Genomic DNA, 25,539 nt, shown 5'->3' with positions numbered 1-25,539 from the left:
GACAGGTTGATTGTTTCGCTGACACGATTCGAGCCATGACTGAGAGATGGAACGCGGGAGTGATCCCGTACGCGGAGATGGGTTACTGGCAGCCGGATTACGAACCGAAGGACACCGACGTCCTGTGTGCGTTCCGGATCACCCCGCAGGAGGGGGTACCGCCGGAGGAGGCGGGTGCGGCCGTCGCAGGGGAGTCGAGCACCGCGACATGGACGGTGGTCTGGACCGACCGGCTGACCACCTTCGAGCACTACCAGGCCAAGTGTTATCGAGTCGACGCGGTGCCTAACGTGCCCGGACAGTGGATTGCTTGGATCGCCTACGATCTCGACCTGTTCGAGGAGGGCTCGGTCGCCAACCTGACCAGTTCGATCATCGGCAACGTGTTCGGGTTCAAGCCGCTCAAGGCGCTGCGCCTGGAAGATATGCGGATCCCGACCCATTATGTGAAGACGTTCCAGGGCCCCGCCCACGGGATCGTCACCGAGCGCGAACACCTCAACAAGTTCGGGCGACCCCTGTTGGGTGCCACTACAAAGCCGAAGCTCGGGCTTTCCGCGCGCAACTACGGCCGCGTCGTGTACGAGGCGCTGCGCGGCGGGCTGGATTTCACCAAGGACGACGAGAACATCAACTCTCAGCCGTTCATGCGGTGGCGGGACCGCTTTCTGTTCTGCATGGAGGCGGTGAACCGGGCTCAGGCCGCCACCGGCGAGATCAAGGGCCACTACCTCAACGTCACCGCCGGAACCATGGAGCAGATGTACGAGCGGGCCGAGTTCGCCGCCGAGTTGGGGTCGGTGATCGTCATGATCGACCTGACGATCGGCTACACCGCCATCCAGTCGATGGCCAAGTGGGCCCGCGACAACAGCGTCATCCTGCACCTGCACCGCGCCGGGCACGGGACCTACACCCGGCAGAAAAGCCACGGTGTGAGCTTCCGCGTGATCTCGAAGTGGATGCGGCTCGCGGGCGTCGACCACATTCACGCCGGAACCGTGGTTGGCAAGCTCGAAGGCGACCCCAACACGATCGCCGGCTTCTACGACACGTTGCGGCTGGACAGCGTCGCCGCCGATCCGGTCAAAGGACTGTATTTCGACCAGGAGTGGGCGTCCATGCCGGGCGTCATGCCGGTCGCGTCGGGCGGCATCCACGCCGGCCAGATGCACCAGCTCATCCACTACCTGGGTGAGGATGTGGTGCTGCAGTTCGGCGGCGGCACCATCGGGCACCCGATGGGCATCGCCGCGGGCGCCGAGGCCAACCGCGTCGCGTTGGAGGCCATGATCAAGGCCCGCAACGAGGGCCGCGACTACTACAAGGAGGGCCCCGAGATCCTGAAGAAGGCGGCGGCGCGCAACCGCGCGCTCGACACCGCGCTGGCCACCTGGGGCGACATCACCTTCAACTACGAATCCACCGATACCCCGGACGTCGTTGCGACGCCAACCCGGGTCTGACTCGTCCGAAAGGTCCACCCCATGCGAATCACGCAGGGCACGTTTTCTTACTTGCCCGACTTCACGGATCAGGAGATCACCGCACAAATCACCTATGCGCTCGACCATGGGTGGCCGTTGTCGGTGGAGTTCACCGACGACCCCCATCCACGCAACACGTACTGGGAGATGTGGGGGCTGCCGATGTTCGATCTCAAAGACGCGGCCGGGGTGCTGCTCGAGATGAATGCCTGCCGGGCGGCGAACCCGAACAGCTACGTCCGGCTCAACGCCTACGACGCCAGCCTGGGCCGGCAGACCACGGCGTTCTCGTTCATCGTCAACCGGCCCGCCGAAGAGCCCGGGTTCCGGCTGGAGCGCGCCGAGCGGGCCAACCGGCAGATCGGTTACACGACCTACGCATACGCGACGGCTCGGCCGGTCGGGCAGCGGTACGAATATCGCCATGACCGCGTTTGGTTTCCGGCCCGGTGACGCCGGCCCGGACCCGGGCGATGCCGGCGAACTCGAGGTGCTCGGCCCGGACGCCGTCGTCGATCTGGCGGCGGCGCGGGCGGCCTCGGGCGTCGACGAGGTGCTCTCGGCGCTGGACCGCGAGCTGGTGGGTCTGGAACCGGTGAAAACCCGCATCGCCGAGATCGCGGCGCTGCTGCTGGTCGACCGGATGCGGGAGCGCTTCGGCGTCAGCGCCCCGCAGCCCACCCTGCACATGTCCTTCACCGGCAATCCCGGCACCGGCAAGACCACGGTGGCGACGCGGATGGCCGATCTGTTGCACCGGCTGGGCTATCTGCGGCGCGGCCATTTGGTCAGCGTCACCCGCGACGATCTGGTCGGCGAGTACGTCGGACACACCGCTCCCAAAACCAAGGACGTCATCAAACGGGCGATGGGTGGCGTGTTGTTCATCGACGAGGCCTACTACCTCTACAAGATCGAGAACGAGCGGGACTACGGCGGCGAAGCCATCGAAATCCTGCTGCAGGTGATGGAAAACAACCGCGACGACCTGGTGGTGATATTGGCCGGCTACGCAGACAAAATGGACCAGTTCTTCTCCGCCAATCCGGGCATGCAGAGCCGGATCGCGCACCACATCGCCTTCCCGGACTACACGGTGGGCGAGCTCGAGGACATCGCCGGGTTGATGATCACCGGCCTGGGGTACCGGTTTTCCGACGATGCGCGCGCCGTGCTGCGGCAATACCTGCATCGCCGTCGCGACCAGCCATGGTTCGCCAACGCACGCAGCGTGCGCAACGCCCTAGAGCGCGCCCGGCTGCGGCACGCGCGGCGATTGCTGGAACAAACCGGCACGCCGGTCGGGCTGCCCGAACTGACCACGATCGAAGCGGTGGATCTGCTCGCCAGTCGGGTGTTCGACACACGGGAGAGCGCGTGACGACCAATGCGCGGCTGCGGGCGCTGGTCGAGGTCGCCGATACCGGTTCGGTGCGCGGCGCCGCCGAACGTCTGGTCGTCACCGAGTCCTCGATTTCGTCGGCGCTGCGGGCACTCAGCAGCGACATCGGGATCACCCTGGTCGACCGCCACGGTCGGGGCGTGCGCCTGACGCCGGCGGGGCTGCGCTACGTCGAGTACGCACGACGGATCCTCGGCCTGCACGACGAAGCGATCCTGGCCGCGCGCGGCGAGGCGGATCCGGAAACCGGTTCGATTCGGCTGGCCGCGGTGACATCGGCGGGGGAGCTGCTGATCCCCGCGGCGCTGGCGTCGTTTCGTGAGCAACACCCCCGCGTGGTGCTGCACGTCGAGGTGGCCGCACGCGGCGCGCTGTGGCCGATGCTGTCGCGACACGAAGTCGACCTGGTCTTCGCCGGCCGCCCGCCCGAGGAGCTGCGTTCGAAGGTCCGGGTGCGCGCGACCAGCCCGAACACCCTGATTGTCGTGGGCCGTCCGGACCTGGCCGAGGGCTTTGCGCCGGCGACGGCCACCTGGTTGTTGCGTGAGCAGGGTTCGGGGACCCGCTCGACGCTGATGACGTTGCTCGAGGAGCTCGACGTGGCGCCCCCGCAGCTGGTCCTGGGGTCGCACGGCGCCGTGGTGTCGGCGGCGGTCGCGGGGCTGGGCGTCACGCTGGTGTCGCGCCAGGCGGTGCAGCGGGAGCTCGAAGCCGGGGCGCTGATCGAGCTGCCCGTCGCGGGCACCCCGATCAAGCGGCCCTGGTACGTCGTCAGCCAACGCACCCCGCCGATGGCGACCGAGCTGCTGATCCGGCATCTGGTCTCGCACCCCGAGCTGGGCTGGCGGCAGGTCAGCGCCGTGCGCCGCGCGTCGTAGGCGGTGTAGCGGCGGCCCTAGCGCCGCAGCGTGTCGGACGGCGCCTCACCCCACCGCTTGCGGTACTCCACGGCGAAACTGCCGAGGTGGTGGAAACCCCAACGCTCGGCGACGGCGGTGACGGTGATCCCATCGGTGGGCATGGCGTCCATGAGTTCCTCGTGCACCCGTTCCAGCCGGCGCTCGCGAACGTAGGTCATCGGTGTCATGTTCAACTCCTCGCGGAAACCCTGCTGGACCGAGCGGACACTCATGTGCACCGCCTTGGCTAGATCGTCCATCGTGATGCGCTCGGCGAGGTGATCGTCGATGTAGTTCATCGCGTCATGGACCACGGCCCGGCGCGGGTCCGGCTGGGCAGGCTGCAGAAACTCCGCGTGGTAATTGGACGGTTGCAGCTGCAGCAGCGTGCTCATGACCAATTCTTCGATGGCCCCGATGCCCTGGCCTCGCTGGATCAGCGATCCCGGATGGAACACCTCGGTGTGGATGAGTTGCACGGCGGTGTGCCACCGCATCGCGGCCTCGGTGGCCAGGTCGAAATCCGGCTCGAACACCAGCGGCTTGGACAAGCTTCTGCCCAGCAGCCGGGTCAGGTGAGCCGCCATCGCGCGCTGTTCGATCCTGATCAACAGTTGCGGGGAGTCGTGGTCGAACTGGATCCGTAGCGCCTCGCCGGGGCTCGTCACCAGTGCCCGGATCGTGTTGGCTTCGAAGCTGCGGCCGCGGTGCTCGACCAGCGCCCGCCCGTTCATCGGCATGTGCACGCCGAAGTACTGGCCGAGTACCGGGATGTCGATGGTGGCCGCGACGTGCACGTCGAGGTAGAGCATGCTCACGTTGCGCAGCCGTACGCCGTTCATAGTCGCAGCAAACCCCGCAGCGTCGTCAGGCCCGACCTGCAACGACAACGGCGCCAACGCCTTGGCCATCAACCGCCTGGCCTCGGTCGGGTTCTCGGTGTAGAAGATCTCGTTGCCGGCCAGGGCGGGCGGGACCCCGCGCGAGCGCACCTTGCGCCGCACCGGATTCGCCGTCCGGCGGATGTCGATATAGCCCAGACGCGTCAGCCGCGACACCGCGAATCACCTGCTCGGGGGCGTGTGGACGCGTCATCGAAAGATGAAGAGTTGCCTAAATAATCTGTGGCGATCATGCAAGTCTCCTGCTGGCCCAGCGCGCGCCAACGCGCCTAACTCTTCGCAATCCTGACAGCAGCTGCGTGAAAACGATAGGCACAGTGCACACTGGCCGCTAGCTTGTGATTGAGGCCACAGCCCGCTGCGGTTCACTCGGAATCGGGACCAGCCCGCCCGATCCCTCAAGGAGGTGCCATGTCGGCAAACGGTCACGTCGCCATCTCGCCGGCCGACCAACTGCGCGACCGGCTCGACGACCCCGCCGTCGCCGCGTCGCTGAACGACTTGCTCGACCACGCCGATCTGCTGGCGATCCTGCTGACCGGCCTAGACGGCTTCGTCCGACGCGGTGACGAGATCACCGACACGCTGGCGTCCGCGGTCGACGAGCTGCGGACCGGAGCACGGGAGGCGTCGAGCGCCAATCTGCCCGGTTTCGACGGTGTGGCATCCGAGCTGCGATCGGTCGACATGCAGGCGCTCGCCGCGAGTCTGGCGTCGCTGGCGGCGGCGCTCGTGACGGCGACGCCGGCGTTGACCAAGATCCTGCAGTCGCCTCTCATCGACCCGCGGGCGACCGACGTGCTGGCCGAGCTGGGTCAGGCCCTCGTCGAAGGCAAGGCCGCAGCCAAGGCGGACCCCGGTGGCCCCAAGGGGTTGTTCGGACTCTGGCGGGTGACCAGGGACAAGGACATCAACCGCGGCCTGGGCTTCCTGGTGCAGGTAGCCCGTGCGTTCGGCAAGCATCTCCCGCAATAACAAACTTTCGCCCACGATTATCCCGCGGTCGCGCCCTCGACCGTTATTCCGAGAGGAGTTCCTATGGCTTCCGTTTTATGGTTTCAAGGCGGGGCATGCAGCGGAAATACCATGTCATTTCTCAATGCCGAGGAGCCGAATGTCGTCGATCTGATTGTCGACTTCGGGCTCGATTTATTGTGGCACCCGTCATTGGGGCTGGAGCTCGGGAAAAATGCGCAGAAAGTTTTCTGGGACTGCGCCAACGGCGACCGGCCGCTGGATATCTTCGTATTCGAGGGCACGGTGATCGAGGCGCCCAACGGCACCGGGCGCATGGACATGTTCGCCGACCGCGCGATGAAGGACTGGGTCACCGACCTCGCGGGCGCGGCGCAGATCGTGGTAGCCATCGGCGACTGTGCGTGCTTCGGCGGCATCCCGGCCATGGAGCCCAACCCATCGGCGTCGACCGGCCTGCAGTTCCACAAGCGCGACAAGGGCGGGTTCCTGGGCCCCGACTTCCGGTCCAAGATGGGCCTGCCCGTGATCAACATCCCCGGTTGTCCCGCACACCCCGACTGGATCACCCAAATCCTGGTCGCCTTGGCGACCGGGCGGGCCGGCGACATCACCCTGGACGAGTTGCACCGGCCGGAGACCTTCTTCAAGACGTTTACCCAAACCGGCTGTACCCGAGTGCAATTCTTCGAATACAAGCAGTCGACGATGTCCTTCGGTGAGGGTACCCGCACCGGCTGCCTGTTCTACGAATTCGGCTGTCGGGGTCCGATGACGCACTCGCCATGCAACCGGATCTTGTGGAACCGCCAGTCGTCGAAGACCCGGGCCGGCATGCCGTGCCTGGGCTGCACCGAACCGGAATTTCCACACTTCGACCTGGCGCCGGGAACCGTGTTCAAGACACAGAAGGTCAGCGGCATGATCCCCCGGGAGGTTCCGGAGGGCTCGGATCACCTCACCTACATGGCCCACGCCGCGGCCGCCCGCATCGCCGCCCCGCAATGGTCCAAGGAAGACATGTTCGTCGTCTGACGACTCGGCACACCCACAGCCCCGGTCTCGCAACAACTTTCAGGAGGACTATCCATGACCGCGCTCGACCTCTATGTCAGCCCATTGGGCCGCGTCGAGGGAGACCTCGACGTTCGCGTCACCGTTGAGGACGGCGTCGTCACGTCGGCCTGGACGGAGGCCGCGATGTTCCGGGGCTTCGAAATCATCCTGCGGGGTAAGGATCCTCAGGCCGGCCTCATCGTGTGCCCGCGGATCTGCGGCATCTGCGGTGGCAGCCACCTCTACAAGTCGGCGTACGCCTTGGATACCGCGTGGCGAACGCACATGCCACCCAACGCCACCCTGGTGCGCAACATCTGCCAGGCCTGCGAGACGCTGCAGTCCATCCCGCGCTACTTTTATGCGCTGTTCGCAATCGACCTGACCAACAAGAACTACGCGAAGTCCAAGCTCTATGACGAAGCGGTGCGCCGGTTCGCCCCGTACGTCGGCACGAGTTATCAACCGGGCGTGGTGCTTTCGGCGAAGCCGGTCGAGGTTTACGCGATCTTCGGCGGGCAGTGGCCGCACTCGAGTTTCATGGTGCCCGGTGGGGTGATGTGCGCACCGACGCTGTCGGACGTCACGCGTTCGATCGCGATCCTCGAGCACTGGAAGGACAACTGGCTGGAAGCGCGCTGGCTGGGGTGCAGCATCGACCGCTGGCTGGAGAACAAGAGCTGGGCAGACGTGCTCGCCTGGGTGGACGAGAACGAATCCCAATACAACAGCGACTGCGGCTTTTTCATCCGCTACTGCCTGGACGTCGGCCTGGACAAGTACGGCGCCGGCGTCGGCAACTACATTTCCACCGGCACCTACTTCGACCCGTCGTTGTATGAGAACCCGACCATCGCCGGGCGCAACGCCGCGCTGATCGGACGTTCCGGGGTCTACGCCAGGGGGCAATGGTACGAGTTCGACCAGGCCAACGTCCGCGAGGACGTCACCCATTCGTTCTACGAGGGCAGCCGCCCGCTGCACCCGTTCGAGGGCGAGACGATCCCGATCGATCCGGAGCTGGGGCGCAAACAGGGCAAGTACAGCTGGGCCAAATCGCCGCGGTACGCCGTGGGCAACCTGGGCAACATCCCGCTGGAAGCCGGACCGCTGGCCCGCCGGATGGCCGCGGGCGGTCCCAACGCCGCCGCGCATCAGGACAACGACCCGCTGTTCGTGGACATCATGAACCAGATCGGGCCCAGCGTGATGGTCCGCCAGCTGGCCCGCATGCACGAGGGGCCGAAGTACTACAAGTGGACCCGCCAATGGCTGGACCAGCTCGACCTCAAGGAGAGCTTCTACTCCAAGCCGACCGAACACGCCGAAGGGATGGGATTCGGGTCCACCGAGGCGGCCCGCGGCGCACTGTCGGACTGGATTGTGCTCGAGGACAACAAGATCAAGAACTATCAGGTGGTCACGCCCACTGCGTGGAACATCGGCCCGCGGGACAGCGGAGCGGTGCTCGGCCCGATCGAGAGCGCGCTGGTCGGTTCGCCCATCGTGGATGCCGAAGACCCGGTCGAGCTGGGTCACGTGGCCCGCAGTTTCGACTCCTGTCTGGTGTGCACGGTGCACGCCTACGACGGCAAGACGGGTAAGGAGTTGTCCCAGTTCGTGATCAACGGGATGGTGTGATCTGACTGCTTCGGATTGCGGCATGGGCACCGCCGCGACCGGCGACGCCCACCACTTGGAAGCCCCCGGGTGTGCGGTGTTGGTGGTGGGATGCGGCAACTTGTTGCGCGGCGACGACGGTGTCGGGCCGGTTCTGGTCCGCCACCTTTGGGAACGCGGGGTCCCCGGCGGGGCTCGCCTGGTCGACGGCGGTACCGCGGGCATGGACGTCGCGTTTCAGATGCGCGGCGCCGAACGGGTGGTGATCGTCGACGCGGCGGCCACGGGCTCGGCGCCGGGCACCATCTTCAAGGTGCCGGCCGCGGAGTTGGTGGACCTGCCGCCGCTGCAGGGTCTGCACACCCACTCCTTCCGCTGGGACCATGCCGTCGCATTCGCCCGCTGGGCACTCGGTGAGGACTGCCCCACCGACATCACCGTCTATCTGATCGAGGTGCAAGGCGTGGAGCTCGGCGCGGACCTGTCCGCACCGGTGCAGGCGGCCATGGAGCTGGTCGTCGACCGCATCGAGGCCGACCACCTGGCCGTCCTTCGGCCGGCCGCCGCTCCCGAGGTCACCGTCGAATTCACCGCCGACGGATACTTGCGGCTGGATGCCGGGTTGGCGGCCAGTCGATTTCCGTCCGACGCGGTGGCGGCACTGGTTCGCGACGACGACTTGTGGCTGATCCCGCTGCGCGGTCCGCGCAGCGGGGGACTGCTGCTCAAGCAACGCAACCCCGCGGGTGACCGATCGCTGCTCATCCGGGAAGTGATCGCCGACCGCGCGATATCGGGCGTTGTTGGTGCATTCTGGGACGATGCAACCACGTCGCTGCGCATCCCGCTGCGGGCCCGGCTGGAGCCGCCGGGGTGATTCTGGTGGCTGAGCGGCTGACGGACGGCGGTGAGTCACAGCGCCCGCCGACGGAGGTCCGCGCCGACAGCTCCGCCGACGAAGCACTGGACGTGCAGACCGTCGTCGTCGAGGAATGCGGCCGCTGGTTCGTCGAGATCATCGTCGTGTTCGCCGACGGTGTGGTGCGAAAGCGGATCGATGGGCACTCCACCAAACGCCGAGCCGAGTTGTCCGCCGGCCTGATCAAGCGTGCCGCCGAACGCAATATCCGAGGACCGCGCAACGGATGAACGCCATGACCACCACCGCTGAAGTCGCCCCGCCCGCCGCCCTGGCTGCCAGACCGCAGGCGCTCGGCGCTTTCCCGTTGCCATTGGGTTACCTGCTGATCCCCTCGGGCGCCGGCCACGACGCGGTGCGCACGGCCTTGCTGGACGGCAACGAACCCACCGTCTGGCCCGACGGCCTGCGGGCACTGCAGCTGGCCCATTCCGGCGACGTCGAGGCGGCATTGCAGCAGTTGACCGCCGATGATCCGATGACCCGCTACAACCGGTTCGTGCTGGCGCCCGAGGGCGTCGACACCGACACGCTACGCGCCGAACTGGGTGAATTCGGCGTGCTGGTCGACCTCGTGCTGTTCACCACCGGGCGGCGCGACAGTCCGCCCGAGGCCGAACCCAGCACCGGCGAACTCGCCGCCGTCGCACTGTCCGCGCAGGCCAGTCATGCTGTTGCGCAAGGAGATTCGGCGGGGGCGGTCGCGCTGCTCGAGCGCGCCGCACGCTGCGCCGCCGAAGTGTCGCCCTGTCTGGAAGGCATGCTGATCGGGGCCGCCGGCTCGATCTGCCGCGACGTCGATGAACCGTCGGCTCAGCCGTACCTGGAACGGGCGTTGCGCCTACTGGACGGCGCCGACGGGCTGCGCATCGCCCGGGCGGAACTGCACCTCACCGTCGCCGGACTCATACACGAACGCGCCCAAGACAATCCGGGGGTGCTGGCTCAGGCGATACCGCATTATCACTCCGCGCTGCAGCTGGTGTTGCGGGACGAGGCGCCGCTGCTGTGGGCTTCGGCGCACGCGAACCTGGCGACGGCCTACCTGACGATGCCGATGGTGGAGGCGTCCGGGCAGCTGCGCCTCGGAGTGGCGGCGCAATCGCTGCGTTCCGCGCTGAAGGTGTACACCGCCGAGAGCTACCCCGAACAGTGGGCGAGCGTGCAGCTGAACCTGGCGAATTCGTTGGTGTACACGCCGTCCAAGCACCAGGCCGACAACCTGGTCGAGGCGGTCGAACGCTACGAAGCCGTGCTCGCCGTCCGCGACCGCGAGACCGACCCGTTGGGCAGGGCCAGGGTGCTGGCCAATCAGGGCAATGCGCTGGCCCACCTCGGGCTGTTCGATCAGGCCAAGGCAAAGCTCTACGAGGCGCGCTTCCTGTTCGAGGAACAACAAGACCACGATGCGGTGCGGGCGGTGCGCGGCGTGCTCGACGAGATCGCCAGGCAGTTGACACTTTTACGGTCTGAGGACGTCCGATGACGGTGGCGGCCAAGGTTTCCGAGCCTCACCTCGACGAGCTGGCCAAGCGAGTCGACGACGCGGTAGCGGCGTTGGCCGAGCTCGACCCGAAGGCCCGCGCCGTGGCCGAAGAACTCAAGGATGCCCTCGAGGCCGTGCACCGCGCCGGACTGACCACCATGGTGCGCCGCATGCGCGCGGACGACGCCGCACGCGCGGTGCTCTTCGAGCTGGTCGACGAGCCGGTGGTGCATCTGCTGCTGTCGTTGCACGGAATCATCCGGCCGGACCCACTCACCCACGCCGGCCGGGTGCTGGAATCGGTGCGGCCCCAATTGCAGAGCCACGGCGGCGATGTCACCCTGGTCCGCGTCGAGGACGGCACCGCCTACGTGCGGCTGGAGGGGTCCTGCAACGGTTGTTCGATGTCGTCGGTGACCCTGCGCAATCTCGTCGAAGAGGCGCTGGTGCAGGGCGTGCCCGCGATCTCGGCCGTGGAAGTACTGCCCAACGAGCCGTCGCCGACCCTGATACCCCTCGAAGCCCTTCGCATCGGCCCGGCCGCCGGCCGCGACGGCTGGGCCAAGCTCGGCCCCGCCGCGGGGCTGGTCGACGGCGACGTGACCGCGCGCAGCCTGACGGCGGACTCCGGAGAGCGCGCCGAGGTGATCGTCGTCAGCGTCGACCATCGATTGTCCGCCTACCGCAACGAATGCGCGCACGAGGCACTGCCATTGGACAACGCGATACTCGACGCCGAGAACGGCACCCTGACCTGCCCGTGGCATGGTTTCTGCTACGACGCATCCTCGGGGGAATGCTTGAGTGCGCCCGGGGCGCAACTCGAACAGTTGCCACTGCGCGTCGACGACGGAGACGTTTGGGTCCGAGTGCGCGGATGAGCCGCTACACGGTCCGGCGCAACGTCACCGCCCTGCCGCCACGGGTCGACCCGGTCGCCGACCTTAACTACAGCGGCGGGTGGTCACCGGAGGTCTGGCTGGGCGCACCGGCTCCGGGCGGGCTCGCCCTACCCCCGGCCAAACCCACCATGGCGTGGATGTATTCGCCGCGGGGCGTGTTCCTGGGAGCCGAGCACCTCGTCGTCGCCGACTCCGGCAACCATCGAATCTTGCTGTGGCACGGCATCCCAACGGCCGACGAGCAGCCGGCCGACGTGGTGCTGGGGCAACCGGACGGAGCGACGGAAGGACGCGCGGCCGGCGGTCGGGGACCGGAACGAGGGATGAACCTGCCGACCGGGGTGCTGGTGCACGACGGTCGGCTCGTCGTCGCCGACGCGTGGCATCATCGCATTCTGGTCTGGGACACCGTGCCGCGACACAGCGACGTCGCACCGGACGTCGTCCTTGGACAACCGGACGCGTCCTCGGTGGAGCCCAACGGCGGCGCCGGCTGCTGGGCCGGTTCCTTCTACTGGCCGTTCGGCATCGCGGCGATCGGTGACGCGTTCTGGGTGGCCGACACCGGCAATCGTCGTGTCCTGGGCTGGCACAACGGAATTCCCGGACCCGGCCAGCCCGCGGACGTCGTGCTCGGTCAACCGAGTGCCGCACACCGCGAGGAGAACCGCGGCGAGAGCGCCGGGCCGGCGAGCTTTCGCTGGCCACACGACATCGCCGGCCACGACAATCTGCTGCTGATCGCCGATGCGGGCAACCATCGCATCCTGGGCTGGTCGCCTCCTCCGGATCGCGATGGTCCCGCCGATGTCTTGATCGGCCAGCCGGAATTCGGTAGTTCGCAGGAATGGCCGTACGGTCCGCACACCGGTGATCGATTCCGGTTCCCCTATGCGCTCGGCCTGGCGGGCGATCGGCTGGCGGTGGCCGATACCGCAAACAACCGAATTCTGTTGTGGGACAATATCCCAACGCGGGGCCATGCGGCCGACCATGTGTTGGCCCAGCCGCATTTCGGTGCCAACGGCGAGAATCGCTGGACCTCCGTGCAGCGCGACACCCTGTGCTGGCCCTACGGGCTGTCGCTGTACGGGGACCGGCTGGCGGTTGCGGACTCGGGGAACAATCGCGTCGTCATCTGGCGGCGGCGATGAGGCCGCGGATCGTCCAGGGCGATGGGCAGATCGGGTTCTATTGGGCCACCGCGGCCGGCGTGCCGACATTGCTGCAGCGGTTGGTGGTCGCCGACGACGAAGCGGATCGCTTGGTGGCCACGCACCTGGAAGCTCTCGACGACGCGTTGATCGCGGCCGCCGGGCGGTTCGGCGAAATCCTGGGCGGTGGACGCGGACCCGCGGATGCGGCCGAGCGCGACGACCTGCTGGACCTGCACCGCGTGCTGGACCGGCTGTGTCTCGAGTACGCCGAATCAGCCGCATCGGTTGGGATCACACCGGATCTGCGCGCCGGCAAGATCATCGGCACGGCGGCATTGTTCTCGATCTGTGCTCGCCGGCCGCTGGGGTTGCTGGGCCCGGCTCCGTTGGACGGCCACCTTGACCAACCCACCCTCGGCGTCGTGGGCGGCTTCGGAGAGATGCAGCAGGTGGATCCGGCGCGGCCGTGGATGGGTGGCCGCTGGGTGGTGCGCACGGAGGCGGGGCGACGGTTTCCGCTGACGTTGTCGATGTTGTTGTTCGACAGTTCCGGTGTCAACAAGGATGCTGCTCGCCGCGAACACTTGGACGCGCTCAACTCCGTCATGGCGGGATCGCACAGCGCCGATGCGGACCCGCTCACCGTCACGTGCGCCCTGGACTGGTTGCTCTACGACTGGTTGATGGCGCACCGCGAGGGGGACGACAGCGCCGAGATCGTCTTCCCCAAGGGCTATGACGCCGACGCCGGTGTGATCGTCAGGGCGGCCGCCGCATCGGTGGCGGCTCGGGCGACCTTCGACCCGGGCCTGGTCGGAATCACCTGAGTTTTCCCCCGATTCGGGGTTCAGCCGGGTGACGTCCACAACCAAGCTGAAGGGCGTGGATGCCCACCTTTTGCTGATGGTCGCGGCGGTCGTCGCATTGGCCGCCGGCTGCGAGGTGATGGTCGAGTTGGCCATCACCGTGTTTTTCGACCGTACCCGCCTCAGGCGCTGAGGCATGGCGCCGATGGTGTGGTTCCTGATTGCGATGCCGTTGGCCGGGGCGATGCTGTTGCTCCTGGGCGGCAGGCGCACCGACGGGTGGGGCCATCTCGCCGGATGCGCCACGGTGCTGATCTCGTTCGCCTACGGCGTTTGGTTGTTCGCCGGCCTACTAACGCGCGCGGCGCCCGAGCGGGTGCTGCACGAAACGCTGGGCACCTGGGTGAAGGTGGCTTCGCTGACGGTCGACTTCGGGTTGCAACTGGACGCCCTGAGTGTGTGCTTCGTGCTGCTGATCACCGGCGTCGGTGCGCTGATCCACCTCTACTCGATCGGATATATGCGCGACGATCCCGCCCGCCGGCGGTTCTTCGGCTATCTCAATCTGTTCGTCGCGGCGATGCTGTTGTTGATATTGGCCGACAACTATCTCGGCCTGTACTTCGGTTGGGAGGGCGTCGGTTTGGCGTCCTACCTGCTCATCGGGTTCTGGTCGCACAAGCCGGCCGCCGCCACCGCGGCCAAAAAGGCGTTCATCGTCAACCGCGTCGGCGATGTGGGTCTGGCGCTGGCGCTGGCGCTGATGTTCGTCCATTTCGGGACCTTCTCCTACGCCGGAGTATTCGCCAAGACGCCGACCGCCCCGCGGGACACGCTGACCCTGATCGGTTTGATGTTGTTGCTGGCCGCCTGCGGTAAGTCCGCGCAGGTGCCGTTGCAGTCATGGCTCGGTGACGCAATGGAAGGGCCGACACCGGTCAGCGCACTGATCCATGCCGCGACGATGGTGACGGCCGGGGTGTATCTGATCGTGCGGTCGGGCGCGGTCTTCGATGCGGCCCCGGCCGCGCGCACCGCGGTGTTACTCGTCGGGGCCGTCACGTTGTTGTTCGGGGCGATCATCGGCTGCGCCAAGGACGACATCAAGAAAGCCTTGGCCGCATCGACGATGTCGCAGATCGGTTACATGGTGTTGGCGGCGGGGCTGGGTCCGGCCGGCTACTCGGTGGCGATTCTGCATCTGCTCACCCACGGGTTCTTCAAAGCCGGCCTGTTCTTGGGTGCGGGATCGGTGATGCACGGCATGAACGACGAGACCGACATGCGGCGCTACGGCGGACTGCGCACCGCGATGCCGATCACCTTCGCCACCTTCGGAATGGGTTATCTGGCCATCATCGGGGTTCCGCCGCTGGCGGGGTTCTTCTCCAAGGATGCGATCATCGAAGTCGCCTACGCGACCGGGGGTTTGGGCGGAGCGATGCTGGGCACGGCGGCACTGCTGGGCGCCGGGATTACCGCGTTCTACATGACCCGGGTCATGGTCATGACCTTCTTCGGCGCACCGCGTTGGAGGCGCGGCGCCCACCCACACGAATCGCCCGGCGTTATGACGGCACCGATGATCGTGCTGGCGTGCGGATCAGTGGGCGCCGGCGCCGTGCTTGCCATCGGCGGCACCCTCGCGGACTGGCTGCGACCGGTCACCAATCCGGCCGATTCGCCCGAGCCGCATCTTGTCGGGCCCGGCTGGGTGTTGACGAGCATTACCCTGACGGTGGTCGCGATCGGCGTGGCGATCGGATATCACAGGTATGCGCGTCGCCCGGTGAAAACGATTGCCTCCGAATGGGTGTCGACCGCGGCCGTCGTCGCTCGACGCGATCTGTTCGCCGACAGCCTCAACGAGGCGGCGTTCATGCGGCCCGGCCGACGACTATCGCGTGTGCTCGTCAACGTCGAACGGCGCCGGATCGACGGCGCGGTCGAAGGCGTGGCCCGGCTGATCGGTGCCGGCTCAACACATGCCCGACGGCTACAAACCGGCTTCGCGCGGTCCTACGCGCTGACCATCTTTGTCGGCGCCACCGGCTTGCCGGCCGGTTTCTTCGTGGCGGGGCTGTTATGACACAATTGCCGCTGCTCAGCGCGTTGTGGCTGACCCCACTGGCGGGGGCCTGCCTCGTCGCGGCGGTGCCCGCCTCCCGCAGGCTCACCGCGAAATACACCGCGATCGGTTTCTCGGTGCTCGTTCTGGCGCTCGCCGCCCTGTTGCTGTTGTGCTTCGATCCGGCGGGTCCGCAATACCAGCTCGTCGAAAGCCATTCCTGGATCCGGTCATTCGGTGCGGGATATGTTGTCGGCGTCGACCGGTTGGCTGTCGTCCTCATAGCTCTCACCGCCGTGCTGATGCCGCTGTTGGTACTCGCCGGGTGGAATGACGCCGAACGACCCCGCGGGTACCTGTCGTTGATGCTCGCCGTCGAGTCGATGATGCTGATCGCCCTGATGTCGCTGGATGTCCTGTTGTTCTTTGTGTTCTTCGAAGCGATGTTGATTCCGATGTTTTTCCTCATCGGCCGATACGGTGGACCGGGAGCTGCCCGGGCGGCGCTGAAGTTCCTGCTGTACAGCCTGTTTGGCGGGCTGGTCATGCTGGCCGCATTGATCGGACTCCACCTGGCGGTGGGGGGAACATTCGACTTTCGTGCGATTGTGGCCACCGTCGCCACCGTGTCCTCGGCGTCTACCGGCGCCCCCGGTGTGAATCCGATGGTGCCGCACGTGTTGTTCCTCGGGTTCATGCTGGCTTTCGCGATCAAGGCACCGCTGTGGCCGCTGCATACCTGGCTGCCTGGCGTGGCCGCCGAGGCGACGCCCGTGGTAGCGGTGTTGATGATGGCCGTGGTCGACAAGATCGGGACCTTCGGCATGCTTCGCTATTGCCTGCAGTTGTTCCCGACCAGTGCAATTCTGTTCCGGCCGTTCGTCATCGCCCTGGCGGTGATCGCGATCAGCTACGGCGCCCTGGTCGCGATCGGGCAGACGGACATCATGCGGGTAATCGCCTATACGTCCATCAGCCATTTCGGCTTCATCGTCCTCGGAATTTTCGCGATGACGGGTGAGGGACAGTCGGGTGCCACGCTGTACATGGTCAATCACGGTCTGGCGACCGCCGCACTGTTCTTGCTTGCCGGGTTTCTGGTGTCGCGAAAAGGCTCCCGGGTGATCGCGGACTACGGCGGAATCCAGCAGGTCGCTCCGGTCCTGGCCGGAACCTTTTTGATCGCCGGCCTGGCCACACTGGCGCTACCCGGACTTGCTCCATTCATCAGCGAATTCTTGGTGCTGATCGGAACATTCGTCCGATACCCGGCGGCGGCCGTACTCGCGGCCAGTGCGCTGGTGCTGTCCGCTATCTACGTGCTATGGCTGTACCAACGGCTGATGACGGGACCCGCCAAGCCGGCCGACGCCACACTGCATGACCTGAGACCACGCGAACTGGCAGTTGTCGTACCGTTGTTGGCGATGCTCGTCGCGGTGGGGGTGTACCCCACGCCGCTACTCGATATGATCGACCCGGCCACCGACCATGGCGTCAGCGAATTGGCCCGGGGCACGAAAGATTAGCGCCGTGCCGCCAGCTCGACCTTGCGGCGCTCCCACAACCGCAGGACCATCGGGGTGAAGATCAACTGCATGGCCAGATCCATCTTGCCGCCGGGGCACACGATCGTGTTGGGACGGGACATGAACGAATCGTGCAGCATGGCAAGCAGATAGGGAAAGTCGATACCGTGCGGGTCACGGAATCGGATGATCAGCATCGACTCATCGGCCGTGGGTATCGACCTGGCGATGAAGGGGTTGGACGTGTCAACGACCGGCACGCGTTGGAAATTGACGTCGGTGTGCGAGAACTGGGTACACATGTAGTTCACGTAGTCGGGCATACGCCGCAGAATGGTGTCGGTCACGGCTTCAGAGGTGTACCCGCGAGTTGACTTGTCGCGGTGCAATTTTTGGATCCACTCCAGGTTGATCACCGGCACCACGCCGATACGCAGGTCGGCATGTGCCGCGACGTCCACCTCGTCTGTGACGATGGCGCCGTGTAACCCTTCGTAGAACAGCATGTCCGTGTTCTCGGGGATCTCCTCCCACGGCGTGAAGGTGCCCGGTTCCTGCCCGTAGGGCTCGGCCTCCTTTTCGTCATGCAGGTAGCGCCGTACCTTGCCGGTACCGGTCTCGCCGTATGTCTCGAAGAGACTTTGCAGGTCGTCAAACAGGTTGGCCTCCGGGCCGAAATGGCTGAACGAGTGGTCGCCGCGTGCATGGGCGTCGGCGATCGCCGCTTTCATTGCGATTCGGTCGTAGCGGTGGAAGCTGTCACCTTCGACGAACGCGACATCGATGCCCTCACGACGGAAGATCTGCTCGAACGTTCGCATGACGGAGGTCGTCCCAGCCCCGGAGGAACCGGTGACCGAAATGATCGGGTGCAAGCGCGACATGTGTTTACTCCAACAACGATCGGGAGGATGGGTCAGCCGGTACCGATGCGGTACAGGCCTCGCACGCCGTACAGCGGGAACGTGGACGGTCTTACGTAGTCTTTGCAGTGGTAATCCTCGATGAGCTCGACCTCGTCGATCGCCCCGAAGATCAGCGGTACCCGCTGGTGGAGGCTGGTCGGGACGGCGTCGAGCAGGCGTCCGCGACCGGTGCTGGCCGCACCGCCGGCCTGCTCGATCAGGAATGCGATCGGACTGGCCTCGTACAACAGCCGCAATCGCCCCGACTTTTCGGGGTCCTTGCCGTCGCGGGGGTAAAGGAACACGCCGCCGCGGCTGAGGATGCGATGGGCCTCGGCGACCAGGGAGGCAACCCAGCGCATGTTGAAGTCCTTGCCGCGCGGACCCGTCCGGCCGGCCAGGCATTCGTCGATGTAGCGCTGAACCGCGGGTTCCCAGAACCGTCGATTGGAGGCGTTGATCGCGAATTCGCGGGCCGACCTTGGGATTCGGATCGACGGGCGGGTGAGCACAAATTCGCCGAGCGCGGGGTCCAGGGTAAAGGCATGTACACCGGTCCCCACCGTGAGTACCAGCATCGTGGACGGGCCGTAGATCGCGTAACCGGCGCACACCTGCTGCGAACCGGGTTGCAGGAAGTCCTCCGGCGCGGGGTCCTCACCCGGGTGGGCCGCACGGAGAATCGAAAAGATGCTCCCCACAGACACGTTGACGTCAATGTTCGACGAGCCGTCGAGCGGATCGAAGACCAACAGGTACTTGCCGCGTGGATACTGGGTCGGTAGTAGATAGGGCTCGGCGAGCTCCTCGGAGGCCATTCCCGCTACCTGACCCCCCCATTCGTTGGCGCGCAGGAAGTAATCGTTGGCCAGGACGTCGAGTTTCTGTTGCACCTCGCCCTGCACGTTGAGCACATCGACGGCGCCTAGAACTCCGCCGAGTTCGCCCTGGGCCACCCGCGCCGAGATCGCCTTGCACGCCAGCGCGACGTCGAGAATCAGCGAGTTCAGTTCGCCACTGGCATCTGGGTGGCGGCGACGTTCCTCGATGAGAAACTTCACGAGCGTGGTGTGGCGAGTGAGCATGCGGGGGCCTCCGGCGGGCAGCGAAATACCTACCGACATCGTCTGATCCGGTCGGTGTCGGTTCATCCCCCGATTGGGTGGTCGGCTGGGGGTGGCCGGTGATAGCTGAGATCCGCGTGGTTGGGGTGATGGATTCCGCGCAGGTCCGCAGCGACGTACCTGGGACGGTGCGCCGGCCGGGCGCGAATCGCATCGACGGCAGTCGTCACTCCGCTGAGCACCAGGAGGCTCGGCAGGCCCGCGTAGTTTGCCCCGGCGATGTCGGTGTCCAACCCATCACCGATCACCAGCGGTCGTTGAAAGTTGCCGCGGGCCAGCGCTTCTTGGAACAGGAAGCCGTGCGGCTTGCCGACCACACGAGGCCGCGCCCCGGACGCCGCGCACAGCGCCGACACCAGGGAACCGTTTCCGGGCAGCAGACCACGCTCGGACGGCAGGGTGAGGTCGGGATTCGTTGCCGTCCAGGGCGTTCCGGCGCCAATCGCGAGCGCCGTCTCCGCCAGATCGCACCAGCCGAGGTGCGGCGAGAACCCCTGTAGCACCGCAATCGGGTCGTCGGCCCATCGCCGGACCGGTGGCAGGCCCGCGTCGTAGACCTCGGCGATCAATGCGTCGGAGCCCACCACCAGCACGGGGGAACCCGGCGGCAATTCGGAACCCAGCAGGGCTGCCGCGCATCGACCGCTGGTGATGACGTCGTGCGGGTTTGCGTCAAATCCCATCGCGCACAGGTGTTGTGCGACCTCGGGTGCGCTGCGGGAGGCGTTGTTCGTCAAAAAGAGCTTGCGAGTGGAGGCCTGGGAAAGCGCTTCGGCGGCGCCGTCGATGGCGCGTGCTCCGCGAAACAGTGTGCCGTCGAGGTCGAGTAGCAAGCAGTCGTGCCGCGTCGCCAGGGATGTCACGGGACGTCACCGGTGGTGCAGTGATTCACCGACTAGTGCGACGAGGTCGACGAGGCGGTTGGAGTAGCCCCATTCGTTGTCGTACCAGGAGACGACTTTGGCTTGGTTGTCGATGACTTTGGTCAGGCCGGAGTCGAAGATCGAGCTGTGGGGGTCGGTGACGATGTCGCTGGAGACGATCGGTTCGTCGTAGTACTTCAGGATGCCTTTGAGTTTGCCCTCGGCGGCGGCCTTGAACGCGGCGTTGACCCCGCGGTGGCAATCAGCGGCATCGAATTGATCAACCGGTGGTACACCGATCCCGCCGACCGCGCCGTCATGTCCAATTGCGCCAACAGCCAAATCGGGGTGTGGTCAGAAAACAGCCCGGACCGTACGGTCGTGGTCGCTGTCTATGGGCAGCCACAAAATCCGCCGCAGCCCTCGAGGCCCGATTCCCGACCGCCCTCGCTCGGCGATCGCTCCGACAACGTGCCACTCGATCCCAACCCCGACTACGACGCGTCGGACGAGCTTGAATACGGCCTCGACTGGTTTGCGTGGATTCTGCGAGGCCAGTACCCGCCGCCGGCCTACCCGCCGAAGTGAGTGGCCAGCGGCATCGGCCGCGACGCAGTGAATTGCCCGAATAGTAGTGTTCGGTGTTTTCGTCTGCGACGAACCGCAACGAGACGCGCCGGTCGAGTCTGGTCTTCGCACGCAGCCCCGCAGGGGCCGGTGAACCGCAGCCGCGATCACGCGGGTCCGGCAGACGCCGCAACCTGCGCCTCAGGCAGCCGTCCCCGCGTGAAATCCTGCGCATGGCCGTGGGCAGGGGCACACTTGTGGGCATGCAGCCAGCACCACGCCACGGCCTCAACGGTCTGTCGGACATTCGCGCGTTCTTCCACACCAACAAGGTGCCGCTGTTTTTCATCTCGCCGACCCCGTTCAACCTGCTGGGCGTCGACCGTTGGATACGAAACTTCTTCTACCTCACCTACTTTGACTCTTTCGAGGGCACCCACTCGCGTGTATTCGTGCCCCGTCGGCGGGACCGCCGTGATTTCGACTCGATGGACGAGGTGTGCAGCCACCTGTTGTCCGATGCCGAGACGCTCGAGTTCATCGCGGGCAAAGGGCCCGGCGGCAAGTGCTGCTTTGTGATGATGAACGAGGAAATCCAGGCTCTCGCCCGGTCGGCAGGCCTGGAGGTGATGCATCCGCCGATCGAACTCCGCAATCGTCTGGGCTCCAAGATCGTCATGACGCGCCTGGCCGACGAGGCGGGGGTACCCAGTGTGCCCAATACGATCGGGCGGGCCGGCTCCTACGACGAACTGTTGACGCTCGCCCAAGATGCAGGACTCGGGGACGACCTCGTCATCTCGATCGCTTATGGCAACGCCGGCAGCGGGACGTTCTTCGTGCATGGTCAGCGCGACTGGGACCAGCACGCCGGCGACCTGGTCGGGCAGGACCTCAAGGTCATGAAGCGGATCCGCAACGTCGAGGTGTGCCTCGAGGGTGCCGTGACCCGCCATGGCACCGTGGTCGGCCCCGCGATGACAAGCCTCGTCGGTTATTCGGAGCTGACGCCGAGCCGGGGCAGCTGGTGTGGCAATGACATCTGGCACGAGGTGCTGCCGCCCGCGCAGACGCACGCCGCGCGACAAATGGTGACAAAGCTGGGTGACGTCATGCGCCGCGAGGGTTACCTCGGCTACTTCGAGGTGGACTTGCTGCACGACCTCGACTCCGACGAGCTCTACCTCGGCGAGGTGAATCCGCGCCTGTCCGGGGCCAGCCCGATGACGAACCTGACCACCGAGGCCTACGCCGACATGCCGCTGTTCCTCTTTCACCTGCTCGAGTACATGGACGTGGAGTACGAACTCGACATCGACGAGATCAACTCGCGCTGGGAGCGGGGCTACGGCGAAGACGAGGTTTGGGGGCAGGTGATCATCACCGAGACCTCGCCGGATATCGAGATTTTCACCGCGACGCCACGCACCGGGGTATGGCGCATCGACGACGACGGCCGGGTCTCCTTTTCCCGGACCGCCAACGACTGGGCGACCCTGCTCGACGGCTCCGAGGCCTTCTACATGCGCGTCGCCGCGCCCGGCGACTTACGTTCCGAGGGGGCCCAACTCGGCGTGTTGGTCACCCGTTCACACCTGCAGACGGACGACTATAAGCTCAGCGAACGCTGCCAGCGTTGGGTTAAGGGCATGAAGGCGAAGTTCACCTCGACGCCCCTGACGCCCGCCGCACCGATCGTCTCGCGGCTCGTCGCACGAGCGTGAGCGCCCCGCCCGGTATCTCGCTGGACAACTGGCTGTCGCCACCGTACGCGCATTGGTCATTCCAGCATGTCGAGGACTTCGTGCCGACCGAAGTGATCTCGCGGGGGGACGGACCGGTAGCGGCAGTGCCCGCGGTCAGCGCTGGCATCGCCGCCATCGGGCTGACCAGCACCCAGGGGACCGACACCACCGTCGGTGCGGTGATGGCCGGCACCGCAACCGACGGGTGGGCCGTCGCCCACCGTGGCCTTCTGGTGGCCGAGGAGTACCTCGGCGGCATGGGCCCGCAGACCCGCCATCTGTTGTTCTCGGTGAGCAAGTCGCTGGTGGGGGCCGTGGTGGGCGTGCTGCATGACGACGGTGTGATCGAGCTTGATGCACCGGTGACGAAATATGTTCCAGCCCTGGGGAATTCTGGCTATGCCGGAGCGACGGTGCGCCACCTGCTGGACATGCGATCCGGTATCGCGTTCTCCGACAACTATCTTCACCCGACCGCGGAGATCCACGTCCTCGACCAGGTGATGGGATGGGCACCCACGAGCGGTGCGGACGTCCCCGCCACACTGCGAGACTTTCTGCTGACCCTGCGGCAAAAGTCGGCGCACGGCGGTCCCTTTGAATACCGCTCGTGTGAAACAGATGTGCTCGGGTGGATTTGCGAGGTCGCCGGTGGTCGACGGATGCCCGAGCTGATGTCGGAACTATTGTGGAGCCGCATCGGTGCCCATTGCGATGCCCTCATCGCCGTCGACAAGGCCGGCACCGGATTTTTCGACGGCGGGATCAACGCCTGCCTCACCGACATGATCCGGTTCGGGTCGCTGTACGTGCATGATGGTGTTTCATTGACCGGACAGCAAGTGGTCCCGGCGGCCTGGATCGCCGACACTCTCGCCGGCGGTCCGGACTCCCGTCAGGCGTTTGCCGCCAGCCCGGACGACACCCAGATGCCCGGCGGCATGTACCGCAACCAGGTCTGGTTTCCCTACCCGGGCAACAACGTCGTGCTGTGCCAAGGCATGTGCGGACAGATGATCTACATCAACCGCGCCGCCGAGCTGGTCGGCGCCAAGTTATCCACGCAACCGGACGCGGGGGATCCGCAGATGTTGTGGGACACGTTGCATGCGTTTGACGCGGTGGCACACGAACTGGCCGGAATTCCTAACTAGCGCAGTCGAATAGCCTTGCCAACCATCAAATGGGCCGGTGGCCATACCCCGCCGGATACCGAGCTGAAAAGGACCGCGCCTACCGGCGGGCGGGGGAGCGGGGGCGCCGACAATCAGAGCTGTCGACTTTCCTTGATAGCAAGGGCAGCTCGTTCGCCGATGACGACGCAAGGCGCCATGGTGTTGCCGACCGTTATTCGCGGCATGATCGACGCGTCCGCAACGCGCAGGTTCTCAACACCGTGCACCCCCAGATCGCCGCTGACCACTGACATATCGTCATGCCCCATCTTGGCGGTACCACATGGATGGAAGAACGTGGTCGCGGCGTTGCGGACAAAGTTATCTAGTTCTGCACCCGTGAGATTGCCAGGCATGACTTCACGTTTGACATATGCACTCAACGGCGCGGCGTTGCCGATCTCGCGACACCATTGCACGCACGCGATCGCGGTTTTTACGTCGTCTGGGTGTGACAGTAGGTTTGCCTCGACCACGGGAGGATCCGTGGGCTTGGCGCCGCTGAGTCGCACCTGCCCACGACTTTTGGGATGGGTGATTGCTCCGTGTAGCGTCCATCCGGCTTCGGGCAGGCCGAACTGTCCGGCATTCTCAGGCGTCGAATAGGGAACTTCAATCTGCCAGGCGAATACGTCGGCCGTCGTCAAGCCGGTGCGGGTCGTTCCGTACATGACTGCCTCGGCCATGTTGTTGCGCGGCAGTTCCGGCTCGCGATATTCCCAGACACAGTCGAAGGCAACATGGTCTTGCAGGTTGCGGCCGACCCCGGGAAGGTGGCAGACGACGGGGATACCGAAGTTTCGCAACTGGTCTTCGTCGCCGATACCCGATTGGAGCAGAACCTTCGGCGTGTTGATTGCGCCCAGCGACAGCACGACCTCTGTGGCGCCTATTCGGTAGGCCGAACCGCCGTGGACGAGTTCCACCCCGGCGGCTATCGTGCCGTCGAAAAGCACCCGCGTCACCAGCGCACGGCTCAGTACTGTTAAGTTTGGCCAGTTCATCGCCGGGAACGTGTAGGACCGAAACACCGATTCACGGTGTCCATCGCGTATCCGCAGATCGCCGATGGCGGCGCCCTCATGCGCTTGCATCATCTCGCCGTTGGGGTGCACATAAGTGGGGATACCCACTGCTCGGGCCGCGTCAATAGTCGTGATTGCCAGGGGATTTGGGTCGGGTGCAGGCTGGACGAACACCAGGCCGCCCGATCCGCGGAACGCGGGATCCGGTGTGCCGTGCCAATCTTCGATGCCGCGATAGATCTCCAGCACCGGCGCATAGCTCCATGCCTCGTCTTTGGCTGCTGCGGCGAACAGGTTCCAATCCTCACGGTGCCCGCGTGCCCACACCATGGCGTTGATGCTCGATCCCCCGCCAAGGACGTTACCCATCGGCCAATCGATGGATCGCGAGTTGACATGCTCACCCGGCGTAGTGACAAAATTCCAGGCTCGGTCCGTTCCCAGGTTGCTCATCCATCGCTGCGGCATGGCCACCTCGGCGATGTCATCGTTGCCGCCGGACTCCACCAACAGCACGGTCACATTCGCGTTTTCAGCCAATCGGCGCGCCACCACCGCCCCAGATGACCCAGCACCACAGACCACGAAGTCGTAGTGCGGTTTGAGTGCATCCACCAATTGGGTCCGCGCAAGTCGATCGCGATCGGCGGGAAGGCCTTCTACGTCCGATGTTTCGCCACTTACGCGCGGGGCCATTGCTCCTCCACCTACCTAGGGATCAGTCACCACAACAGTGACCCGGACAGTGTCCCAGGAAGTGGTGGACTTCGGATCTGGCGTGGTTCACGCTTTGCGATCAACGAGTCATGTTGAACGCTAGGTGATTTGGTGTTGTTTGGCAAGTGCTGCGGCGGCGTGTTTGGCAGCGATGACCACGCGTAGTTCGTCCATGGAGACATCAGATAGGTAGCGGCGGGTGACTTGCCA

The 25,539-nt window shown here is 65.7% G+C and carries 23 protein-coding genes and 2 pseudogenes; 19 read left to right on the top strand and 6 right to left on the bottom strand.

Translation table 11 applies throughout. The annotated features are described in order from the left end of the window. Positions 1–35: 35 nt before the first annotated feature. The 4 genes from AWC25_RS03475 to AWC25_RS03460 are packed head-to-tail and all read left to right on the top strand — an operon-like array spanning position 36 to position 3,767. Positions 36–1,466, top strand: a complete 1,431-nt coding sequence (locus AWC25_RS03475) for a form I ribulose bisphosphate carboxylase large subunit (protein ID WP_085166359.1) — start codon at positions 36–38, stop codon at positions 1,464–1,466. A gap of 21 nt (positions 1,467–1,487) precedes the next feature. Beyond that, complete coding sequence (locus AWC25_RS03470; RefSeq protein ID WP_085166358.1) at positions 1,488–1,940, top strand: ribulose bisphosphate carboxylase small subunit; 453 nt, start codon at positions 1,488–1,490, stop codon at positions 1,938–1,940. Beyond that, the gene (gene cbbX / locus AWC25_RS03465; RefSeq protein WP_084229319.1) at positions 1,912–2,868 is read left to right on the top strand and encodes a CbbX protein; all 957 of its coding nucleotides are present in this window, start codon (positions 1,912–1,914) and stop codon (positions 2,866–2,868) included. Before AWC25_RS03470 ends, cbbX begins: the two co-directional genes overlap by 29 nt. Continuing rightward, positions 2,865–3,767, top strand: coding sequence for a LysR family transcriptional regulator (locus tag AWC25_RS03460; protein ID WP_069400308.1), 903 nt, complete (start codon positions 2,865–2,867; stop codon positions 3,765–3,767). Before cbbX ends, AWC25_RS03460 begins: the two co-directional genes overlap by 4 nt. Before the next feature lie 17 nt (positions 3,768–3,784). Here the strand turns inward: AWC25_RS03460 and AWC25_RS03455 are convergent, their stop codons facing one another. Further along, positions 3,785–4,846 (bottom strand): AraC family transcriptional regulator, encoded by a 1,062-nt coding sequence (locus AWC25_RS03455; RefSeq protein ID WP_085166357.1) that lies wholly within the window; start codon positions 4,844–4,846, stop codon positions 3,785–3,787. 255 nt (positions 4,847–5,101) lie between these two features. Between AWC25_RS03455 and AWC25_RS03450 the strand changes: the two genes are divergently transcribed. The 12 genes from AWC25_RS03450 (at position 5,102) to AWC25_RS03400 (ending at position 17,208) form a co-directional block, all read left to right on the top strand. Continuing rightward, on the top strand, positions 5,102–5,665 hold the full coding sequence (locus tag AWC25_RS03450) for a DUF1641 domain-containing protein (protein WP_069400306.1): 564 nt from the start codon (positions 5,102–5,104) through the stop codon (positions 5,663–5,665). Positions 5,666–5,728: 63 nt separating this feature from the next. Continuing rightward, positions 5,729–6,700 carry an NADH-quinone oxidoreductase subunit B family protein gene (locus AWC25_RS03445; RefSeq protein ID WP_061555521.1) on the top strand — a complete coding sequence of 324 codons (972 nt, stop codon included), beginning with the start codon at positions 5,729–5,731 and terminating at the stop codon, positions 6,698–6,700. Positions 6,701–6,754: 54 nt separating this feature from the next. Beyond that, positions 6,755–8,362 (top strand): nickel-dependent hydrogenase large subunit, encoded by a 1,608-nt coding sequence (locus AWC25_RS03440; RefSeq protein WP_069400305.1) that lies wholly within the window; start codon positions 6,755–6,757, stop codon positions 8,360–8,362. A gap of 22 nt (positions 8,363–8,384) precedes the next feature. Continuing rightward, a complete protein-coding gene (locus tag AWC25_RS03435) occupies positions 8,385–9,218 on the top strand; it encodes a hydrogenase maturation protease (protein WP_069400304.1) in 834 nt (277 codons plus the stop codon). 5 nt (positions 9,219–9,223) lie between these two features. Beyond that, positions 9,224–9,490 (top strand): hypothetical protein, encoded by a 267-nt coding sequence (locus tag AWC25_RS03430; protein ID WP_232326991.1) that lies wholly within the window; start codon positions 9,224–9,226, stop codon positions 9,488–9,490. A gap of 5 nt (positions 9,491–9,495) precedes the next feature. Further along, complete coding sequence (locus AWC25_RS03425; protein ID WP_069400375.1) at positions 9,496–10,746, top strand: tetratricopeptide repeat protein; 1,251 nt, start codon at positions 9,496–9,498, stop codon at positions 10,744–10,746. After that, a complete protein-coding gene (locus tag AWC25_RS03420) occupies positions 10,743–11,627 on the top strand; it encodes a NifU family protein (protein ID WP_069400303.1) in 885 nt (294 codons plus the stop codon). The genes AWC25_RS03425 and AWC25_RS03420 overlap by 4 nt, the downstream gene beginning before the upstream one ends. After that, a complete protein-coding gene (locus tag AWC25_RS03415; RefSeq protein WP_085166356.1) occupies positions 11,624–12,802 on the top strand; it encodes an NHL repeat-containing protein in 1,179 nt (392 codons plus the stop codon). Before AWC25_RS03420 ends, AWC25_RS03415 begins: the two co-directional genes overlap by 4 nt. Next, a complete protein-coding gene (locus tag AWC25_RS03410) occupies positions 12,799–13,632 on the top strand; it encodes a hypothetical protein (RefSeq protein WP_069400301.1) in 834 nt (277 codons plus the stop codon). Before AWC25_RS03415 ends, AWC25_RS03410 begins: the two co-directional genes overlap by 4 nt. A 28-nt stretch (positions 13,633–13,660) precedes the next feature. After that, positions 13,661–13,804, top strand: coding sequence for a hypothetical protein (locus AWC25_RS26770; protein WP_157118297.1), 144 nt, complete (start codon positions 13,661–13,663; stop codon positions 13,802–13,804). Between the two features lie 3 nt (positions 13,805–13,807). Continuing rightward, complete coding sequence (gene nuoL / locus AWC25_RS03405; protein ID WP_085166355.1) at positions 13,808–15,700, top strand: NADH-quinone oxidoreductase subunit L; 1,893 nt, start codon at positions 13,808–13,810, stop codon at positions 15,698–15,700. Continuing rightward, positions 15,697–17,208, top strand: a complete 1,512-nt coding sequence (locus tag AWC25_RS03400) for an NADH-quinone oxidoreductase subunit M (RefSeq protein ID WP_085166354.1) — start codon at positions 15,697–15,699, stop codon at positions 17,206–17,208. Before nuoL ends, AWC25_RS03400 begins: the two co-directional genes overlap by 4 nt. Here AWC25_RS03400 and AWC25_RS03395 read toward each other — a convergent pair. The 4 genes and pseudogenes from AWC25_RS03395 to AWC25_RS03380 form a co-directional block, all read right to left on the bottom strand. Then, complete coding sequence (locus AWC25_RS03395; RefSeq protein ID WP_085166353.1) at positions 17,205–18,092, bottom strand: phosphoribulokinase; 888 nt, start codon at positions 18,090–18,092, stop codon at positions 17,205–17,207. The genes AWC25_RS03400 and AWC25_RS03395 overlap by 4 nt on opposite strands. 32 nt (positions 18,093–18,124) lie before the next feature. Further along, complete coding sequence (locus AWC25_RS03390) at positions 18,125–19,198, bottom strand: class 1 fructose-bisphosphatase (RefSeq protein ID WP_069400297.1); 1,074 nt, start codon at positions 19,196–19,198, stop codon at positions 18,125–18,127. A gap of 62 nt (positions 19,199–19,260) precedes the next feature. Next, positions 19,261–20,100, bottom strand: coding sequence for an HAD-IIA family hydrolase (locus tag AWC25_RS03385; protein WP_069400296.1), 840 nt, complete (start codon positions 20,098–20,100; stop codon positions 19,261–19,263). A 6-nt stretch (positions 20,101–20,106) separates the two neighbouring features. Then, positions 20,107–20,349 (bottom strand): annotated as a pseudogene (locus AWC25_RS03380) (type I glyceraldehyde-3-phosphate dehydrogenase); the annotation flags it as partial. On the opposite strand from AWC25_RS03380, the pseudogene AWC25_RS27260 reads away from it, so the two are divergent. The 3 genes and pseudogenes from AWC25_RS27260 to AWC25_RS03370 all read left to right on the top strand — a co-directional run. Further along, positions 20,344–20,688 (top strand): annotated as a pseudogene (locus tag AWC25_RS27260) (CAP domain-containing protein); the annotation flags it as partial. The pseudogenes AWC25_RS03380 and AWC25_RS27260 overlap by 6 nt on opposite strands. 242 nt (positions 20,689–20,930) lie before the next feature. After that, the gene (locus AWC25_RS03375; RefSeq protein WP_142278675.1) at positions 20,931–22,391 is read left to right on the top strand and encodes a biotin carboxylase; all 1,461 of its coding nucleotides are present in this window, start codon (positions 20,931–20,933) and stop codon (positions 22,389–22,391) included. Beyond that, positions 22,388–23,566 (top strand): serine hydrolase domain-containing protein, encoded by a 1,179-nt coding sequence (locus tag AWC25_RS03370; protein WP_069403088.1) that lies wholly within the window; start codon positions 22,388–22,390, stop codon positions 23,564–23,566. Before AWC25_RS03375 ends, AWC25_RS03370 begins: the two co-directional genes overlap by 4 nt. A gap of 113 nt (positions 23,567–23,679) precedes the next feature. On the opposite strand, the gene AWC25_RS03365 is transcribed toward AWC25_RS03370, so the two are convergent. Beyond that, positions 23,680–25,308 carry a GMC family oxidoreductase gene (locus AWC25_RS03365; protein WP_084229618.1) on the bottom strand — a complete coding sequence of 543 codons (1,629 nt, stop codon included), beginning with the start codon at positions 25,306–25,308 and terminating at the stop codon, positions 23,680–23,682. Between the last annotated feature and the right edge of the window lie 231 nt (positions 25,309–25,539).

Origin of the sequence: Mycobacterium sherrisii, from assembly GCF_002102355.1 — a bacterium.
In the GTDB taxonomy this organism is placed as follows: Bacteria; Actinomycetota; Actinomycetes; order Mycobacteriales; family Mycobacteriaceae; genus Mycobacterium; species Mycobacterium sherrisii.
The sequence above is the reverse complement of the archived record's forward strand: the minus strand, read 5'-3'. Positions and strand labels throughout refer to the sequence as shown.

What these genes read in the sequence shown, in the direction of transcription:
- AWC25_RS03475 (WP_085166359.1), top strand. Translation starts at nt 36, where the DNA reads ATGACTGAGAGATGGAACGCGGGAGTGATCCCGTACGCGGAGATGGGT.
- AWC25_RS03435 (WP_069400304.1), top strand. Translation starts at nt 8,385, where the DNA reads ATGGGCACCGCCGCGACCGGCGACGCCCACCACTTGGAAGCCCCCGGG.
- AWC25_RS03420 (WP_069400303.1), top strand. Translation starts at nt 10,743, where the DNA reads ATGACGGTGGCGGCCAAGGTTTCCGAGCCTCACCTCGACGAGCTGGCC.
- AWC25_RS03395 (WP_085166353.1), bottom strand. Translation starts at nt 18,092, where the DNA reads ATGTCGCGCTTGCACCCGATCATTTCGGTCACCGGTTCCTCCGGGGCT.
- AWC25_RS03425 (WP_069400375.1), top strand. Translation starts at nt 9,496, where the DNA reads ATGACCACCACCGCTGAAGTCGCCCCGCCCGCCGCCCTGGCTGCCAGA.
- AWC25_RS03450 (WP_069400306.1), top strand. Translation starts at nt 5,102, where the DNA reads ATGTCGGCAAACGGTCACGTCGCCATCTCGCCGGCCGACCAACTGCGC.
- AWC25_RS03390 (WP_069400297.1), bottom strand. Translation starts at nt 19,198, where the DNA reads ATGCTCACTCGCCACACCACGCTCGTGAAGTTTCTCATCGAGGAACGT.
- AWC25_RS03410 (WP_069400301.1), top strand. Translation starts at nt 12,799, where the DNA reads ATGAGGCCGCGGATCGTCCAGGGCGATGGGCAGATCGGGTTCTATTGG.
- nuoL (WP_085166355.1), top strand. Translation starts at nt 13,808, where the DNA reads ATGGCGCCGATGGTGTGGTTCCTGATTGCGATGCCGTTGGCCGGGGCG.
- cbbX (WP_084229319.1), top strand. Translation starts at nt 1,912, where the DNA reads ATGACCGCGTTTGGTTTCCGGCCCGGTGACGCCGGCCCGGACCCGGGC.
- AWC25_RS03365 (WP_084229618.1), bottom strand. Translation starts at nt 25,308, where the DNA reads ATGGCCCCGCGCGTAAGTGGCGAAACATCGGACGTAGAAGGCCTTCCC.
- AWC25_RS03440 (WP_069400305.1), top strand. Translation starts at nt 6,755, where the DNA reads ATGACCGCGCTCGACCTCTATGTCAGCCCATTGGGCCGCGTCGAGGGA.
- AWC25_RS03375 (WP_142278675.1), top strand. Translation starts at nt 20,931, where the DNA reads ATGCAGCCAGCACCACGCCACGGCCTCAACGGTCTGTCGGACATTCGC.
- AWC25_RS03470 (WP_085166358.1), top strand. Translation starts at nt 1,488, where the DNA reads ATGCGAATCACGCAGGGCACGTTTTCTTACTTGCCCGACTTCACGGAT.
- AWC25_RS03400 (WP_085166354.1), top strand. Translation starts at nt 15,697, where the DNA reads ATGACACAATTGCCGCTGCTCAGCGCGTTGTGGCTGACCCCACTGGCG.
- AWC25_RS03445 (WP_061555521.1), top strand. Translation starts at nt 5,729, where the DNA reads ATGGCTTCCGTTTTATGGTTTCAAGGCGGGGCATGCAGCGGAAATACC.
- AWC25_RS03415 (WP_085166356.1), top strand. Translation starts at nt 11,624, where the DNA reads ATGAGCCGCTACACGGTCCGGCGCAACGTCACCGCCCTGCCGCCACGG.